The following is a 16,731-nucleotide window of genomic DNA, read 5'->3' as shown; positions in this document are numbered from 1 at the left end:
GCGCCCACCGGTCGCGGCGGCTGTGGACGGCCCTGCTGGGCGCGTTCCTGATGGTGCTGGGGCTGACCTCGACGGCCGCGTACGGACGGCCGTCCGGCGGCGAGGAGGGCGCCGGGAGCCCGAGCACGGCGGCGGCCCAGGTGCTCACCTGGACGGCCGGCGACCCCATCGACAAGTACCTCAGCTTCCCCACCACCGCGGTGGCCGGGCCGACCACGATCGTCTTCGAGAACAGCGCGGCCACCGGCAACACCACGGGGATGCCGCACACCCTCACCTTCGACACGTCGGATCCCGAGTACAACAACGACGTAGCGGTGAACATCCTGGCCAACCCGAGCGACGCCAACGGCGGCAAGTACACCACCGAGGTCAATCTGACCCCGGGCAAGTACCGCTACCACTGCGTCATCCCGGGCCACGGAACGATGACCGGCGTCCTCACCGTGACCGAGGCGGGCGGCGGTGACGACACCACCGCTCCCACCACCTCGGCCACCGTCGAGGGCCAGCAGAACGCGGACGGCGCGTACGTCGGTTCCGCGACGGTGACCGTGAAGGCGACCGACGACGGATCCGGGGTGGCGACCACCGAGTACGCACTCGGCGCGGACGGGCCGTGGCAGCCGTACACCACCCCGGTGGTGGTCGACCAGGTCGGCGAACACACCCTCAGGTTCCGCGCCACCGACAAGGCGGGCAACGCGGCCGAGGAGAAGTCCGTCGCGTTCACCGTGGTGGCCCCGCCGACCGACGACACCACCGCGCCGGAGACCTCGGCGACCGTGAGCGGCGACCGGGACGAGGCGGGCGACTACCTGTCGATGGCCACGGTCACCGTCACGGCCTCCGACACCGGTTCCGGCGTCAACACCATCGAGTACGCGCTCGGTGCGGACGGCGCCTGGCAGCCGTACACCGCCCCGGTGATGGTGCACCAGGTCGGTACGCACACGGTCCGCTACCGCGCCACCGACAAGGCGGGCAACGCGGCCGCGGCCAAGTCCGTGTCCTTCACGGTGGTGGCCCCGCCGGTCAAGGACACCACCCCGCCGGTGACCGGAGCGGTGGTGACCGGCGACAAGAACTCCAACGGCGCCTACATCACCAGCGCCAAGGTGACGCTCACGGCGACCGACGCCGAGTCGGGGGTGGACCGGATCGAGTACTCGCTCGACAGCGGCCCCTACCTCGCGTACACCGCGCCCGTCGTCGTCGACCGTGTCGGCTACCACGCGCTCTCCTACCGGGCGACCGACAAGGCGGGCAACACCGCGCAGGCCAAGCAGCTCTCGTTCACCGTCGCGCAGAGCGGCGGCGTTCCGGCGCCCAACTGCCCGGAGTTCGACGAGCGGTTGACGGTCATCGTGGGTACGGTCGACTCGGGCGTGCCGAACCGGCTGACCCGTAACCGGTGCACCATCAACGAGCTGATCGAGGACGAGAAGGAGTGGACCTCGCAGGCCCTCTTCCTCAAGCACGTCGACAGCGTGCTCGACAAGCTGCTGGCCGACAACGTGATCGACGCGCGCGAGTTCACGAAGATCACCAAGGCGGCCAAGCAGTCGAAGATCGGCACCCCCGGCCAGACCGAGGGCTACCGTCCGCTCTTCGACGGTACGGCCGAGTCCCTGGCCAAGTGGGAGCAGGTCGGCGGCGGCAAGTTCGCGCTGAGCGACGGCGGCGCCATCACCAGCAGCACCACCGTCGAGGGCATGGGCATGCTGTGGTTCCCGCAGCGCACCTACGGCGACTTCTCGCTGAAGCTCCAGTTCCGGGACGACGCCCCGGGCAGCGGCAACGCCAACGGCGGTGTGTTCGTACGCTTCCCGAACGTCCACAACCACCCCGAGGAGTCCCGCCCCGAGTGGGTCGCCATCAACTACGGGCACGAGATCCAGATCCTGGACCGCCCGGACGGCGACATGTACAAGACCGGCTCGGTCTACGGCTTCGACCGTGTGGGGCTCGGCGGCGCGGGCGTCACCCCGAAGGGCACCTGGAACGACTACGAGATCCGGGTGGAGGGTCAGCACTACACCATCCTGCGCAACGGGGTGCTGATCAACGAGTTCGACAACGTGGGCGGGCAGACGTTCTACCCCGAACGCGCCGGTGACCCGGGCACGGACGGCCGGCGGTACGCCACCGGTTATGTCGGGCTCCAGGTCCACGGCACCACGGACGTCATCTCGTACCGCGACATCCGCGTCAAGGAGCTGTGAGAGCGATCGGCGCCCAGTGACGGTGTGTCCCCTCTCGGAGGAGAGGGGACACACCTCTGTGCGTGGTGCGTCCGGGCTACGTCTTCTCGCGCCGGGCGCGGCTCGGCTGGACCCGCCTGGGCTCCCCCGGCATCTTCGGGTAGTCCGGCGGGTACGGCATGTCCCCCAGCCCGTGGTCCCGTTCGTAGCGGTCGGCCAGCTCCAGCAGCCCGTCCAGCCGGTGCGGCCGGTCCGCCATCTCCGCGTGCACATCGCCCACTTCGGCGTAGCGCGCCGGCATCGTCACCAGATCGAAGTCGTCCGGCGCCACATCGTCCAGCTCCGCCCAGCGCAGCGGAGCGGAGACCGGGGCGTGCGGCCGGGGGCGTACGGAGTAGGCGGAGGCGATGGTGCGGTCGCGCGCGGTCTGGTTGTAGTCGACGAAGATCCGCTCGCCGCGCTCCTCCTTCCACCACGCGGTGGTCACCCGGCCCGGCATCCGCCGCTCCAGCTCATGGCCGACGGCGATGGCACACCGCCGGACCTCGGTGAACGTCCAGCGCGGCTCGATCGGCACGAAGACGTGCAGCCCCCGGCCGCCGGAGGTCTTGGGCCAGCCGTTCAGCCCCTGCTCCGTCAGGAACGCGTGGAGTTCATGGGCCGCCCTGACCGCGTCGGCGAAGTCGGTGCCGGGCTGCGGATCGAGGTCGATGCGCAGCTCGTCGGGGTGGTCGGTGGACTCCCGCCGTACCGGCCAGGGGTGGAAGGTGAGACAGCCGAGATTCGCCGCCCAGAGGACGGCGGCCGGCTCCGTCGGGCAGATCTCGTCGGCCGAGCGCCCGCTGGGGAACTCGATACGGGCGGTGGGGATCCAGTCGGGCAGGTTCTTCGGCGCCCGTTTCTGGAAGAAGGACTCGCCGTCGACCCCCTCGGGAAAACGTTGCAGGGTGGTCGGGCGGTCGCGCAGCGCACGGGTGATCCCCGGCGCCACGGCCAGGAAGTAACGCGCCACGTCCAGCTTGGTGTAGCCGCGCTCCGGGAAGTAGACCTTGTCGGGGCTGGACAGCCGTACGGTCCTGCCGTCCGCCTCCAGCTCCACCGCCGCGCCCGCGCCCATGGGGCCACGGTAGGGCGGGTACGCGCGGAGCGCATCACGGAGGCACGGAGGCCATCGCGCGGGACACACCGGGCGATGCGGGAGATTCTGGCCGACAATCGCTCCATGGACCTGCCGGTGATGCCGCCCGTGAAACCGATGCTCGCCAAGTCCGTGGCCCGTATCCCACCCGGTATGCAGTACGAGGCCAAATGGGACGGCTTCCGGGCGATCGTGTACCGCGACGGCGCCGAGGTGGTGATCGGCAGCAGGACCGGGAAGTCGCTCGCCCGCTACTTCCCCGAGCTGGTCACGGCCCTCCTCGCCGAGCTGCCCGAGCGCTGTGTCGTCGACGGCGAGATCGTGATCGTGCACGGCGACCGGCTGGACTTCGACCTGCTCACGGAGCGGATCCATCCGGCGAGGTCCCGGGTGGACCTGCTCGCCGAGCGCACCCCGGCGAGCTTCGTCGCCTTCGATCTGCTGGCGCTCGGGGACGTCTCGCTGCTCGACGTGGACCAGGCGCGCCGCAGGGAGGCGCTGGAGGCCGTGCTCTCCCCCGCGCGTCCGCCGGTCCATCTCGCGCCCGCGACCACCGATGTGGACGTGGCGCGGGAGTGGTTCGAACGGTACGAGGGGGCCGGTCTCGACGGGGTGGTGGCCAAGCCCCTCGATCTGCCGTACCGCCCCGACACCCGCTCCATGTACAAGATCAAGCACGAGCGGACCGCGGACGCCGTCGTGGCCGGCTACCGGGAACACAAGAGCGGGCCGGTGGTCGGTTCGCTGCTCCTCGGTCTGTACGACGCGGCGGGCGTGCTCCAGCATGTCGGGGTCTGCGCCGCGTTCCCCATGCGGCGCCGCGCCGAACTGGCGGCGGAGCTGGCGCCGCTGCGCATGGAGAGCGCCGAGGGCCATCCGTGGGCGGCCTGGACGGAGGGGTCCGCGCACGAGAGCGCCCGGCTGCCGGGCGGCCCGAGCCGCTGGTCCGGGACGAAGGACCTGTCGTGGCTGCCGCTGCGGCCCGAGCGGGTGTGCGAGGTGGGTTACGACCACATGGAGGGCGACCGGTTCCGGCACACCACGCAATTCCGCCGGTGGCGCCCCGACCGTACCCCCGCGAGTTGTACCTACGCGCAGTTGGAGGAGCCGGTGCGGTACGACCTGGCGGAGGTGCTGACGGGGCGCTGACGGGTCGGTGGGGCGGCGGGGATCTCACCGGTCTGGACGACCCCGCATGCGTCCGGACGGCCGCGGTGTGACCGTGCAGAGGTGACCTCAGCCAGCGAGACCGGCACCCCGGCGACGACGCGAGCGCCGGAGTCCGCACCCGCGCCGCCCGTGCTCGACGGGCGGCAGCGGAACATCGTCTTCGCCACGATCATGCTCGGGGTGCTGCTGGCGGCGCTCGACCAGACGATCGTCGGCACGGCCCTGCCGACGATCGTCTCGGATCTGGGCGGCGCCGCCCATATGTCCTGGGTGGTCACCTCGTATCTGCTCGCCGAGACGGTCGCCACGGTCCTGGTCGGCAAGTTCGGTGATCTCTTCGGCCGGAAACTGGTCTTCCAGATCTCCGCGATCGTCTTCATCACCGGCTCGTTCCTCTGCGGTCTCGCCACCGACATGACGCTGCTGATCTCCTGGCGCGCGCTCCAGGGCATCGGCGCGGGCGGGCTGATGGTCACCGCGATGGCGCTGATCGCGGATGTCATCCCGCTGCGCGAACGCGGCAAGTACCAGGGGGCGATCGGCGCGGTCTTCGGGGTCTCGACGGTCGTCGGGCCGCTGCTCGGCGGGGTGTTCACGGACAATCTGAGCTGGCGCTGGGCGTTCTACATCAATGTGCCGATCGCGATCGCCGTGGTCGTCGCGGCGGCCCGGACGATCCCGTCCGTCAAGGCGGTCTCCCGGCCCGTCATCGACTACCTGGGCATCGCGCTGGTGGCGATCGGGGCCAGCGCCCTGATCCTGGCGACGAGTTGGGGCGGCAACCAGTACGGCTGGGGCTCGCCGGTGATCCTCGGGCTCTTCGTCGGCGGTGTCGTCGCGCTCGCACTGTTCTGCCTGGTGGAGACGCGTGCGGCCGAACCGATGCTGCCGATGCGGCTGTTCCGCAATCCGGTCTTCACGGTCTGCTCGGTCCTGAGCTTCATCGTGGGCTTCGCGATGCTCGGGGCGATGACCTTCCTGCCGACGTATCTCCAGTACGTGGACGGCGACTCGGCGATCGTCTCGGGCGTCCGTACGCTGCCGATGGTCTTCGGCCTGCTGGTCGCCTCGGTCTTCAGCGGCAACGTGGTCAGCAGGACGGGCACGTACCGGATCTTCCCGATCGTCGGCTCGCTGGTGATGGCCGCGGGGCTCTACCTGCTGTCGCGGATGGGGCCGGACTCCGGGGTGTGGCGGGAATCGGGGTCGATGCTGGTGCTGGGTCTGGGGATCGGGCTGGTCATGCAGGTGCTGACGATCGCGGTGCAGAACACCGTCGAGTACGCGGACCTCGGCACCGCCACGTCCGGGGTGACCTTCTTCCGTACGCTCGGCAGCGCCTTCGGCGCGGCGGTCTTCGGCACGATCTACGCCAACTCCCTCGGGCCGAACCTGCGGACGGGCATCGCCGGGGCACTGCGGGTGGCGGGGCCCGGGGCGGACCCGGCCGCCGTGGCGAAGGCGGCGGGGAGCCCGGAGGGGCTGCACGCGCTGCCGTCCGCGCAGGCGGCGCCGATCGTACAGGCGTACACGGACGCGTTGCAGACGGTGTTCCTGTGGACGGTGCCGGTGGCGCTCCTCGGTTTCGTGGTGGCGCTCTTCCTCAAGCAGGTGAGGCTGCGGGACTCGGCGCGGGCCGGCTCCACGGACATGGGCGAGGGGTTCGGCTCACCGGTCAGCTCCGGCGACTCGGAGCGGCTGCTGGAGCTGTCCGTCGCGAAGATCCTGCGCACCACCCGGCGGGACACCGCGCGCAGGCTCCTGCTCTCCGCCGACACCCGGCTGGACGTCGCGGGGGCGTGGGCCGTGATGCAGGTCGAGCTGTTCACCCGGATGGTCGGCCACAGCAGCCTGGGGCTGATCGCGGAGCGCCACCGGCTGCCGCCCGAGGTGCTGTTCCCGGTCTTCGACCGGATGGTCGGGGAGGGATATCTGAGCCGGACCGGGAACATGCTCGCGCACACGGAGGCGGGCGCCCGGGAGGCCGCCGTGATCAATACGGCGTGGGCGCACTGGCTGGGCGAACAGCTCGAAGCCGACCGGGGCAGGCCCAGCGGCACCGAGCTGCGACGCGCGGTCGACGCGATCGCGAAACGCCTGCTGGCCGAGGATCTGGCCCAGGACCTGTCCGGCCGGGCACGGGTCCCGGCCGGCTCCACGCTCGCGACCGCGCGGCGCTGAGGATTCAGAGGTCCTGGTCCGGGAAGGTGCCGTCCACATAGACCCAGGCGCCGTCGTGCCGGGCGAACCGGCTGTGCTCGTGCAGTTCACCCGGTCCGCCCGCGTCGGTGAACCGGGCGCGGAAGGTGACCGTACCGGTGGCGTGGAAGGGGCTGCCGTCGGTGGTCGCCAGGATCTCCAGTCCCTGCCAGCGCGTGGCGGGGTCGAGGTCGAGGCGCGCCGGGCGGGCGGCGGGGTCCCAGGTGGCGAGCAGATACGCCGCGTCGAGCACGGCGAAGGCGCTGTAGCGGGAGCGCATCAGCGCCTCGGCGGTGGGCGCGGTGTCGGGTCCGGTGTGGAACCGCCCGCAGCACGCGCCGTACGCGGCGTCCGCTCCGCAGGGGCAGGGCGAGGCGTCGGTGACGCGTCGCCCTGCCCCCGCGGGCGGGACGGATCGGCCGGGGTGACGAGGGCGTGCGGGGCGTCGGGCCATGTGGTGCTGTGCTCCAGGACGGGACGGACGTTCGGTGCCGGGTGGCCGGGCCGCTCTGCCTGCCGGGCCGCCACCCGTCGGTCCACAGCCTAGGGTGCTTGAGCGCCGCGAGTTCGGCGCCGCCCGCCATGTGGTTGGTGAGTGCCTCCAGACCGACCTCGCCGCGCGCGGCGCCGCGTTCGAGGGTGCCGAGCCGCAGCAGCGTGAAGTGGTCGCCGAGGTGTCCTTGGCCGCCGCGGCCAGGGCGCCCGTGCGGACGATGTCCCAGAAGGTGTCACCGCGCCGCGTGGGTGACCATGGCAATCTTCGTACGCAGGGTGGTCTCCTTGCCGGTCGTCGCGGTGTTCTGCTCCTCCTGCGCCTTCTCCGTCCGCGCGTCGGCCGGGCCTGCGGTCAGGACTGGACGAGGAGCTGGAACTCGAAGGCGTACCGCGAGGCCCGGTAGATATGGGTGCCGTACTCGACGGCGCGGCCCGTGTCGTCGTACGTCGTGCGCTGCATCGTCAGCAGCGCGGCGCCCTCCGCCTCGCCCAGGCTCTCGCCCTCCGGCGCGGTGGCGTTGCGCGCGCCGACGGTCTGGCGGGCGCTGTGCAGGGTGATCCCGACGGCCCGCATCAGACGGTAGAGGCCGGTCTCCTCCAACTCCTCGGTGTCCAGCCGCACCAGGCCCTGCGGCAGGAAGTTGCGCAGATACGCCATCGGTTCGGCGTGACTCAGCCGCAGCCGCTCCAGGACGACGACCTCGACGCCCTCGGCGATCCCGAGCGCGGCGGCGACCTCGGCGGAGGCCGGGGCCGTCTCGTTGCGCAGGACACGGGTGGTGGGGCTCTGTCCGGCCGCGCGCAGGTCGTCGTAGAGGCTGCTCAGCTCCAGCGGGCGCTTGACCTGGCTGTGCACGACCTGTGTCCCGATGCCCCGGCGGCGGACCAGCAGCCCCTTGTCGACCAGCGACTGGATGGCGTGCCGGACGGTGGGGCGGGAGAGTCCGAGCCGTCCGGCCAGCTCGATCTCGTTACCGAGCAAACTGCCCGGGGCGAGCCTGCCGTGCTCGATGGCGCTCTCCAGCTGCTGGGCGAGCTGGTAGTAGAGCGGCACCGGACTCGCCCGGTTCACCGAGAGCTTGAGGGCCGTGGGATCAGGGGTGTTCACGGGGCGAGAATATCCGCCGTAAGGGTGACAGGCACCTCCGACGTCAGATTGTTGTGACAATAGGGGATTTCCGGCGCACTCCGCCCGCTTCCGCTCCTCCCACCGCCCGTCCCACGCCCCTGCCCCGCTCCGCCGTCAGGGCCGGCCCCGGTGCCCGAGGCGTACCGAGAGCGCCCCCGCGCCCTTCACCGCGAGCTGGGACAACTCCTCCTCGCGCCCGTCGCTCCAGCGGATCATCGGTACGGAGATGGACAGGGCGGCGACGACCCGGCCCGCCCGGTCCCGTACCGGCGCCGCCACGCAGCTCACGTCGGGGTTCGACTCACGGTGCTCGACGGCGACCCCGCGCTCCCTGATCTTCGCCAGCTCCGTGTGCAGCACCTCCGGATCGGTGATGCTGTCCGGGGTCATCGCGAGGAAGTCATGGCCGTCGATACGGGCCGCCAGCTCGCTCTCGGAGAGCGAGGCGAGCAGCATCTTGCCGACCGAGGTGCAGTGCGCGGGCAGTCGCCGCCCGGCGGCGGAGACCATCCGGACCGCGTGCGTGGAGTCCACCTTCGCGATGTAGATGACGTCGGTCCCCTCCAGGATCGCCACATGGACGGTCTCGTCACAGGTCTCGGCGACCTCACGGGCGACCTGCCGCCCCTCGGCCGCGAGATCGAGCTGTTCCGCGTACCGGCTGCCGAGCTGGTACGAGCGCACGCCGAGCCGGTAACGGCCGGGCTGTCCGGGGACGGGCGCCAGGTAGGAGCGGGCCGCGAGCGTGGTGATCAGCTCGTGCACGGTGGTGCGCGGCAGGCCCAGCTTGCGGATGACATCGGGCGCGGAGAGCGTCCCGTCGCCCTCCAGGAACAGTTCGAGTATGTCCAGGGCCCGCGTCACCGCGGGGACGAGCCGTCCCATGGCCGACCACCCACCCGTCTCGTTCGGTACTTCGGCCATCGGCCGGAATGACGAACACAGGCTAACCGCCGCGCTACCCATTGACACCCCTCGGAGCGTCTGAATACCGTCACGCCACGATTTCGAACGTGTGACGAAATACCGAACACACCCTGGGGACCTGTCTTGCGCATCACGGGAATCAGCACACATGTCGTCGGTACGCCCTGGCGTAACCTCACCTACGTCCTCGTCCATACCGACGAAGGCCTCACCGGCGTCGGTGAGACGAGGATGCTCGGCAGGACGGACGCACTCATCGGCTATCTGCGGGAGGCCGAGACCAATCATCTTCGCGGATCGGATCCCTTCGCGGTAGAGGACCTCGTACGCCGGATGAAGTACGGCGACTACGGGCGCGCCGGTGAGATCGTGATGTCGGGCATCGCGGTCGTCGAGATGGCCTGCTGGGACATCAAGGGCAAGGCGCTGGGCGTACCGGTGTGGCAGCTCCTCGGCGGGAAGGTCACCGACCGGGTCAAGGCGTACGCCAACGGCTGGTACACCACCGAACGCACCCCGGACGCCTACCACAAGGCGGCCCAGGCCGTGATCGCGCGCGGCTACCGGGCCCTGAAGATCGACCCGTTCGGCACCGGCCACTTCGAGCTGGACCGGGCGGCGAGCAACGAGGCGGTCGCGCTGATCGAGGCCGTACGGGACGCGATCGGGCCCGAGTCCGAGCTGATGCTGGAGATGCACGGCCGGTTCAGCCCCTCGACCGCCGTCCGCCTGGCGCGCGAACTGGCGCCGTACGCCCCGGCCTGGCTGGAGGAGCCGGTGCCGCCGGAGAACCTGAAGGCGCTGAGCAAGGTCGCCGACAAGGTCGACCTGCCGATCGCGACCGGTGAACGCATCCACGACCGGATCGAGTTCCGCGAACTCTTCGAGTCGCAGGCCGCCGACATCATCCAGCCGGACGTCGGCCACATCGGCGGCATCCTGGAGACGCGGAAGCTGGCGGCGACCGCGGAGACGCACTACACGCTGGTCGCGCCGCACAATGTCGGCGGCTCGGTGCTGACCGCCGCGAGCCTCCAAGTCGCGGCCTGCACACCGAACTTCAAGATCCTTGAGCACTTCAACGACTTCGCCGACGCGGAGATCAAGAAGGTCGTCAAGGGCGCTCCGCAGGTCGACCCGGAGACGGGCTGCTTCGAGATCTCGCACGCACCGGGTCTGGGCGTAGAGTTCGACGTCGAGGCCGCGGCCGAATTCCCGCAGCAGCAGGCGCGGTTCGACCTGTGGGCCGAGGGCTGGGAGAAGCGCGACCCGAAGGAGCCCCGATGAGCGACCGGTCCCCGGCGGGCCGAGCAACGCCCGCCGGACCGGCGGCGACCGGCAGATCGGTCGTCGTCGACCGGCCCGGAGTCCACCGTCTGGTGACCGGGCCGGTCCCCGTGCCCGGCCCGGGCGAGGTACGGGTACGCGTCGCGGCGGCCGGTATCTGCATGAGCGACCGCGAGGTGTACGACGGCCACCGCGACCCGGGCTATGTGCGCTACCCGGTGACGCCGGGGCACGAGTGGTCGGGGACCGTCGAGGCGGTCGGCCCCGGCGTGGCACCGGAGTTGACCGGCCGCGGGACCGTCGCCGAGGGGTTCCGGGCCTGTGGGACCTGTGCCCGCTGCCGCGGCGGCGAGACCTCGCTGTGCGGCGGCGGGTACGAGGAGACGGGCTTCACCGTGCCGGGCGCGTTCGCCGACCATGTCGTCGTTCCCGCACGTCTGCTGCACCTGCTTGACAACGATGCCAACCTGCGGGCCGCCGCCCTGCTGGAGCCTGCCGCGGTGGTGGCCGCCGCGGTGCGGACCTGCCGTCCCGAACCGGGCGAGCGGATCGCCGTGGTCGGGGCGGGCACACTGGGGTTGCTCGCCGTCCAACTGCTGGCCGCCACCTCCCCCGCCGAGCTGACCGTCATCGACCCCCGGGCCGAACGCGGCGCCTTCGCCCGGCGGTTCGGGGCGACGGACGCCGGAACCCCGGAGGAGGCCAAGGAGGCGCACGGGCGCTACGACCTCGTCGTGGAGACCGCCGGGGCGCCGGGCACCGCCGCCGCGGCCTGTCTGCTGGCGCGGCGCGGCGGCCGGGTGGCGCTCACCGGGATGTTCGCGCCCGGGGCCACCGGCATCGACCCGGCGCTGCTGACGCTCGGTCAACTCAGCGTGCACGGCGTCTTCGGGGCGCCGTCGTCCGCCTGGGCCTTCGCCGTACGTGCCTTCACCGCCGGGGTGCTCGACCCGGCGCCGCTGATCACCCATGAGTTCCCGCTGGAGCGGTTCGGCGAGGCCGTGGCGCTGGTCGGCGGGGGCGATCCGGGAACCGGGAAGGTGCTGCTGCGGCCATGACCCCGTGTTCGGCACCACCCGTGGGACACCGCCGCGCCACCGCGGCCCCCGTACCACCACGCACCTCACCACCACGCACCTCACCACCACGCTCCTCGCACCAGCGCGCACTCCGCGACACGCCCGACGCGTACGACCGACGCGTAGGACCGAACCGAAGGACTCGTCCGTGACCGACGCATCAGCCCCCGCCCCCCGCCGGCCCGGCGAGCAGGCGCTCGCCACGCTCGGCCTGGCCGCTCCCGCCCTCAGCCCCGCGGACGCCTCCCCGCACGCCTTCCCCGACGGGGGGCTGTGGCGGACCGAGATCCCCTCCGTCGAGGGCCCGGAGTGCCTGGCCGAGGTCTTCAAGGAGTCCGACCGGCTCGATGTGCCCATCCACCGCATCAGCCAGGGCAGCGGCGTGTGGATGCTCACCGACGCCGAGATCACCGAGATGGTCGACGCCTGCGCGTCCCGGAACATCGAGCTGTGCCTGTTCACCGGGCCGCGCGGCACCTGGGACATCGGCGGCTCCACCCGTACCGACTCCGGCGGCGCGGGACTGCGCGCCCGGGGTCACGACGCGCTGGCCGGCAGTGTCGAGGACGCGCTGCGCGCCTCCTCTCTCGGGGTGAAGTGCCTGCTCGTCGCCGACGAGGGCGTGCTGTGGACCCTGCACGGGCTCCGCGAGCGGGGTGTGCTGCCCGAGGACACCACGTTCAAGGTGTCGGCGCTGATCGGGCCGGTCAACCCGGCGTCGTACGCGGTCTTCGAGCGCCTCGGCGCCGACTCCGTCAACATCCCCTCGGACCTCACGCTCGCGCACTTCACCGAGATCCGCCGGGTCAGCCGGGCCCCCATGGACCTCTACATCGAGGCCCCCGACGACCTCGGCGGCTACGTCCGGATGTACGAGGCGGCGGAGCTGATCCGGCGCGGCGCCCCGCTCTACCTCAAGTTCGGCCTGTCGAAGTCCCCGGGGATCTACCCCTTCGGCGCCCAACTCCGCGAGACCGCCCTCAGCACCGCCCGGGAACGGGTACGGCGCGGCAGGCTCGTCCTCGATCTGCTCGGCCGCCACGGCGCCGACGGCGGCATGTCGCCGCTCGGCTCCCGGCTGCCGGGCCCGCTCAACCGCTTTCCGCTGACCGACGACAAGGACTGATGTACCCATGCGAACTCGCCGAGCCGCACTCGCCGTCACCTCGCTCTCCCTGGTGCTCTCACTCGCCGCCTGCGGGCAGAGCAGCGAGGGCGGCAGCAAGGACGACACCAAGGGTGGCAAGGGCTCCACCGTCGGCATCGCGATGCCGACCAAGTCGTCCGAGCGCTGGATCGCGGACGGCAACAACGTCGTCACCGAACTGAAGAAGCTCGGCTACAAGACCGACCTCCAGTACGGCGAGGACAATGTTGCCCAGCAGGTGGCACAGATCGAGAACATGATCACCAAGGGCGTGGACGTCCTGATCGTCGCGGCCATCGACGGCAGCGCCCTGAGCGATGTGCTCAAGCAGGCAGCCGACCAGAAGATCAAGGTCATCTCATACGACCGGCTGATCCTCGGCACGAAGAACGTCGACTACTACGCGTCGTTCGACAACGAGAAGGTCGGTGTCCTCCAGGCCACCTACCTGATCGAGAAGCTGGGCCTGAAGGAGGGCGGCAAGGAGGGCCCGTTCAACATCGAGCTCTTCGCCGGTTCGCCCGACGACAACAACACCCAGTACTTCTTCAACGGCGCGATGAAGACCCTCAAGCCGTTCCTCGACGACAAGCAGCTCGTCGTGCGCAGCGGACAGACCAAGCTGAACCAGGTCACCACCCTGCGCTGGGACGGCGGCACGGCCCAGCGGCGGATGGACGACCTGCTCACCAGGGCGTACGGCTCGGACAACGTGGACGCGGTCCTCTCGCCGTACGACGGGATCTCCATCGGCATCCTGTCGTCGCTCAGGTCCGACGGCTACGGGACGAAGGCGAAGCCCTATCCGCTGGTCACCGGGCAGGACGCCGAGGTCGCCTCGGTGAAGTCGATCATCGCCGGCCAGCAGACCATGACCGTCTACAAGGACATCCGGCTGCTGGCCAAGACGGCCGCCCAGATGACGGACGCGATGCTGAACGACAAGAAGGTCGAGGTCAACGACGAGACGTCGTACAACAACAAGGCCAAGGTCGTCCCGGCATATCTGCTGGAGCCGGTCGGCGTCGACAAGTCCAACTACCAGAAGGAACTGGTGGACTCCGGCTACCTCAAGGCTGAGGACCTGAAGTGACCCTTCCAGTCGGTACGGCGGGGGCCGCCGGTGCGGCGGCCCCCGTCCTGGAGATGCGTTCCATCGTCAAGACCTTCCCCGGGGTCAAGGCGCTCTCGGACGTCACCCTGACCGTCGCCCCGGGCGAGGTGCACGCCATCTGCGGTGAGAACGGTGCGGGCAAGTCGACTCTCATGAAGGTCCTCAGCGGGGTTCACCCGCACGGGAGTTACGAGGGTGAGATCCTGTTCGAGGGCGCCGCGTGCGCCTTCAAGGACATCAAGGCCAGCGAGTCCCAGGGCATCGTGATCATCCATCAGGAACTCGCCCTGATCCCCTATCTGTCGATCGCCGAGAACATCTTCCTCGGCAACGAGCACGCCACCCGGGGCTTCATCAGTTGGAACGACACGCTCAAGCACGCCGCCGAGCTGCTCAAGCGGGTGGGTCTGAACGAGCACCCGCAGACCCGTGTCGCCGACATCGGGGTGGGCAAGCAGCAGCTCGTGGAGATCGCCAAGGCGCTCGCCAAGCGGGTCAAGCTGCTGATCCTGGACGAGCCGACGGCCGCGCTCAACGACAGTGACAGCGCCCAGCTCCTGCGGCTCATCAAGGAGTTGAAGGGCCAGGGCATCACCTCGATCATCATCTCGCACAAGCTGAACGAGATCGCCGAGGTGGCGGACTCGGTCACCATCCTGCGGGACGGCCGGACGATCGAGACGCTGGACGTGAGCGCGGAGTCGACCACCGAGGACCGGATCATCCGGGGCATGGTCGGCCGCGATCTCGACCACCGCTTCCCCGAACGCACCCCGTACGCGGGCGATCCGGGGGCGCGGCCCGCCCTGGAGGTCCGGGACTGGACCGTGCACCACCCCATCGACCAGCAGCGCAAGGTCGTGGACGGGGTCTCCGTCGAGGTCCGCAGGGGCGAGATCGTCGGTATCGCGGGGCTGATGGGCGCCGGACGCACCGAGCTGGCGATGAGTGTGTTCGGCCGCAGTTACGGCCGCAACATCAGCGGGACGGTTCTCAAGGACGGCGCGGAGATCCGGACGAGGACGGTGCCGGAGGCGGTGGCGCACGGGATCGCGTACGTCACCGAGGACCGCAAGCAGTACGGGCTCAACCTCATCGACACCATCGGCCGCAACATCACCCTGGGAGCGCTCTCCAAGGTGGCCCGGCGCGGGATCGTCGACGAGCACGAGGAGAGCCGGGTCGCCGAGTCGTACCGCAAGAGCATGAACATCAAGACGCCGACGGTGTTCGAGCAGGTCGGGCGGCTCTCCGGCGGCAACCAGCAGAAGGTCGTGCTCAGCAAATGGATCTTCGCGGGTCCCGATGTGCTGATTCTCGACGAGCCCACCCGCGGGATCGACGTCGGTGCGAAGTACGAGATCTACACCGTCATCGACCAGCTCGCCGCGGAGGGCAAGGCCGTCGTCTTCATCTCCTCGGAACTCCCCGAGCTGCTCGGCATGTGCGACCGCATCTACACGATGGCGGCCGGCCGGCTCACCGGTGAGATCCCGCGGGCGGAAGCGACCCAGGAAGTACTGATGCGCCACATGACCAAGAACACGAGGTAGTCGACATGGGTCCGGTCACCACCGACACGCCGAAGGGCGACACGCCGAAGGACGCGCCGCCGGCGCCTCCGTCCGGGCGCTCCGCGACGGGGGCGCTGCTCATGGAGGCCGCGCGCCGCAACATGCGCCAGTACGGCATGCTCGTCGCGCTCGGCCTGATTGTCGTCCTGTTCCAGATATGGACGGACGGGGTCCTCCTCAAACCGAACAACGTCACCAACCTGGTTCTCCAGAACAGTTACATCCTGGTCCTGGCCATCGGCATGATGATCGTGATCGTCGCGGGCCATATCGACCTGTCGGTCGGCTCGCTGGCCGCGTTCGTCTCCGCGGCCTGCGCGGTGATGATGGTCGAACACGACATGCCCTGGGTGCCCGCACTGATCCTGGGGCTGCTGATCGGCGCGATCGCCGGGGCCTGGCAGGGGTTCTGGATCGCGTACGTCGGCATTCCATCGTTCATCGTCACCCTCGCCGGGATGCTGATCTTCCGCGGCGGTACGCAGATCTTCCTGGGGTCGCGCTCGCTCGGCCCGTTCCCGGAGGGCTTCCAGAAGATCTCGACCGGCTATCTGCCCGAGGTCGGTCCGTCCACCAACTACCACAACCTGACGCTGCTGCTGGGGCTGGCGCTGCTGGCGTTCGCGTTCTTCCAGGAGTTCCGGGACCGGCGCCGGCAGCAGGCGTTCGACCTGGACGTCCTGCCCTTCAACCTGTTCGTCGTCAAGCTGGTGGCGCTGGCGGCGGCGGTGCTGGCCTTCACGATGACCCTGGCCAGCTACCGGGGTGTGCCGGTCGTCCTGCTGCTGCTGGCAGCGCTGCTGATCGGCTTCGGCTACGTCATGCGCAACGCCGTCGTCGGCCGCCATGTGTACGCGCTGGGCGGCAACCAGGCGGCGGCGAAGCTGTCCGGCGTCAAGGACAAGCGGGTCACCTTCCTGGTCTTCGTCAACATGGGTGTCCTGGCGGCGCTCGCGGGCGTCGTCTACGCGGCGCGGCTCAACGCGGGGGTGCCGCAGGCCGGTATCAACTTCGAACTGGAGGCCATCGCCGCCGCGTTCATCGGCGGCGCGTCGATGACCGGCGGGGTCGGCACGGTGTTCGGCGCGATCATCGGCGGTCTGGTGCTGGGCGTCCTGAACAACGGGATGTCGCTGGTCGGTATCGGCACCGACTACCAGCAGGTGATCAAGGGCCTCGTGCTGCTCGCCGCGGTGGGCTTCGACGTCTGGAACAAGCGCCGGGTGGGTGCCTGACCCGGTGACCCCGCCCCGGTGACACAGCGCGGC

Annotated in this window: 13 protein-coding genes and 1 pseudogene; 9 read left to right on the top strand and 5 right to left on the bottom strand. The window is 70.2% G+C overall.

Going from position 1 to position 16,731, the window contains the following annotated elements; translation table 11 throughout:
* Positions 1-50 precede the first annotated feature (50 nt).
* On the top strand, positions 51-2,225 hold the full coding sequence (locus tag ACIQ7D_RS02220; RefSeq protein ID WP_403933779.1) for an OmpL47-type beta-barrel domain-containing protein: 2,175 nt from the start codon (positions 51-53) through the stop codon (positions 2,223-2,225).
* 76 nt (positions 2,226-2,301) lie between these two features.
* Here ACIQ7D_RS02220 and ligD read toward each other — a convergent pair whose 3' ends face one another.
* On the bottom strand, positions 2,302-3,321 hold the full coding sequence (gene ligD, locus ACIQ7D_RS02215) for a non-homologous end-joining DNA ligase (protein WP_403932550.1): 1,020 nt from the start codon (positions 3,319-3,321) through the stop codon (positions 2,302-2,304).
* Positions 3,322-3,426: 105 nt separating this feature from the next.
* Here ligD and ACIQ7D_RS02210 point away from each other — a divergent pair, with 105 nt between their 5' ends.
* Together ACIQ7D_RS02210 and ACIQ7D_RS02205 are read left to right on the top strand one after the other, a co-directional pair.
* Positions 3,427-4,491: an ATP-dependent DNA ligase gene (locus ACIQ7D_RS02210; protein ID WP_403933777.1), complete on the top strand. Its 1,065-nt coding sequence runs from the start codon at positions 3,427-3,429 to the stop codon at positions 4,489-4,491.
* Between the two features lie 81 nt (positions 4,492-4,572).
* Entirely contained in the window at positions 4,573-6,693 is a 2,121-nt protein-coding gene (locus ACIQ7D_RS02205; RefSeq protein ID WP_403932547.1) for an MDR family MFS transporter, read from the top strand.
* Positions 6,694-6,697: 4 nt separating this feature from the next.
* On the opposite strand, the gene ACIQ7D_RS02200 is transcribed toward ACIQ7D_RS02205, so the two are convergent.
* The 4 genes and pseudogenes from ACIQ7D_RS02200 to ACIQ7D_RS02185 all read right to left on the bottom strand — a co-directional run bounded on the left by ACIQ7D_RS02200 (position 6,698) and on the right by ACIQ7D_RS02185 (position 9,220).
* The gene (locus ACIQ7D_RS02200; RefSeq protein ID WP_403932544.1) at positions 6,698-7,165 is read right to left on the bottom strand and encodes a YchJ family protein; all 468 of its coding nucleotides are present in this window, start codon (positions 7,163-7,165) and stop codon (positions 6,698-6,700) included.
* 94 nt (positions 7,166-7,259) lie between these two features.
* Positions 7,260-7,385: pseudogene (locus ACIQ7D_RS02195) on the bottom strand (sugar ABC transporter ATP-binding protein); the annotation flags it as partial.
* A 173-nt stretch (positions 7,386-7,558) separates the two neighbouring features.
* A complete protein-coding gene (locus tag ACIQ7D_RS02190) occupies positions 7,559-8,314 on the bottom strand; it encodes a GntR family transcriptional regulator (RefSeq protein WP_403932541.1) in 756 nt (251 codons plus the stop codon).
* A gap of 135 nt (positions 8,315-8,449) precedes the next feature.
* The gene (locus tag ACIQ7D_RS02185) at positions 8,450-9,220 is read right to left on the bottom strand and encodes an IclR family transcriptional regulator (RefSeq protein WP_403933775.1); all 771 of its coding nucleotides are present in this window, start codon (positions 9,218-9,220) and stop codon (positions 8,450-8,452) included.
* A gap of 165 nt (positions 9,221-9,385) precedes the next feature.
* Here ACIQ7D_RS02185 and ACIQ7D_RS02180 point away from each other — a divergent pair, with 165 nt between their 5' ends.
* From ACIQ7D_RS02180 to mmsB, 6 genes are all read left to right on the top strand, one after another.
* Entirely contained in the window at positions 9,386-10,549 is a 1,164-nt protein-coding gene (locus ACIQ7D_RS02180) for a mandelate racemase/muconate lactonizing enzyme family protein (RefSeq protein ID WP_403932538.1), read from the top strand.
* Positions 10,546-11,607 (top strand): zinc-binding dehydrogenase, encoded by a 1,062-nt coding sequence (locus ACIQ7D_RS02175; protein WP_403932535.1) that lies wholly within the window; start codon positions 10,546-10,548, stop codon positions 11,605-11,607. The genes ACIQ7D_RS02180 and ACIQ7D_RS02175 overlap by 4 nt, the downstream gene beginning before the upstream one ends.
* Before the next feature lie 169 nt (positions 11,608-11,776).
* Positions 11,777-12,754, top strand: coding sequence for a hypothetical protein (locus tag ACIQ7D_RS02170; protein ID WP_403932532.1), 978 nt, complete (start codon positions 11,777-11,779; stop codon positions 12,752-12,754).
* 7 nt (positions 12,755-12,761) lie between these two features.
* Positions 12,762-13,868: a multiple monosaccharide ABC transporter substrate-binding protein gene (gene chvE, locus ACIQ7D_RS02165; protein WP_403932529.1), complete on the top strand. Its 1,107-nt coding sequence runs from the start codon at positions 12,762-12,764 to the stop codon at positions 13,866-13,868.
* Positions 13,869-13,921: 53 nt separating this feature from the next.
* Complete coding sequence (mmsA, locus tag ACIQ7D_RS02160; protein WP_403933773.1) at positions 13,922-15,442, top strand: multiple monosaccharide ABC transporter ATP-binding protein; 1,521 nt, start codon at positions 13,922-13,924, stop codon at positions 15,440-15,442.
* A gap of 5 nt (positions 15,443-15,447) precedes the next feature.
* Positions 15,448-16,698, top strand: coding sequence for a multiple monosaccharide ABC transporter permease (mmsB, locus tag ACIQ7D_RS02155; RefSeq protein ID WP_403932526.1), 1,251 nt, complete (start codon positions 15,448-15,450; stop codon positions 16,696-16,698).
* Positions 16,699-16,731: the final 33 nt, after the last annotated feature.

The sequence above is a fragment of the Streptomyces sp. NPDC096310 genome, from assembly GCF_044763125.1.
In the GTDB taxonomy this organism is placed as follows: Bacteria; Actinomycetota; Actinomycetes; order Streptomycetales; family Streptomycetaceae; genus Streptomyces.
This window is presented reverse-complemented; position numbering and strand designations above follow the sequence as displayed.

Coding starts and splice junctions, on each gene's coding strand:
- mmsB (WP_403932526.1), top strand. CDS start 15,448: ATGGGTCCGGTCACCACCGACACGCCGAAGGGCGACACGCCGAAGGAC.
- chvE (WP_403932529.1), top strand. CDS start 12,762: ATGCGAACTCGCCGAGCCGCACTCGCCGTCACCTCGCTCTCCCTGGTG.
- ACIQ7D_RS02175 (WP_403932535.1), top strand. CDS start 10,546: ATGAGCGACCGGTCCCCGGCGGGCCGAGCAACGCCCGCCGGACCGGCG.
- mmsA (WP_403933773.1), top strand. CDS start 13,922: ATGCGTTCCATCGTCAAGACCTTCCCCGGGGTCAAGGCGCTCTCGGAC.
- ACIQ7D_RS02185 (WP_403933775.1), bottom strand. CDS start 9,220: ATGGGACGGCTCGTCCCCGCGGTGACGCGGGCCCTGGACATACTCGAA.
- ACIQ7D_RS02200 (WP_403932544.1), bottom strand. CDS start 7,165: ATGGCCCGACGCCCCGCACGCCCTCGTCACCCCGGCCGATCCGTCCCG.
- ligD (WP_403932550.1), bottom strand. CDS start 3,321: ATGGGCGCGGGCGCGGCGGTGGAGCTGGAGGCGGACGGCAGGACCGTA.
- ACIQ7D_RS02210 (WP_403933777.1), top strand. CDS start 3,427: ATGGACCTGCCGGTGATGCCGCCCGTGAAACCGATGCTCGCCAAGTCC.
- ACIQ7D_RS02220 (WP_403933779.1), top strand. CDS start 51: ATGGTGCTGGGGCTGACCTCGACGGCCGCGTACGGACGGCCGTCCGGC.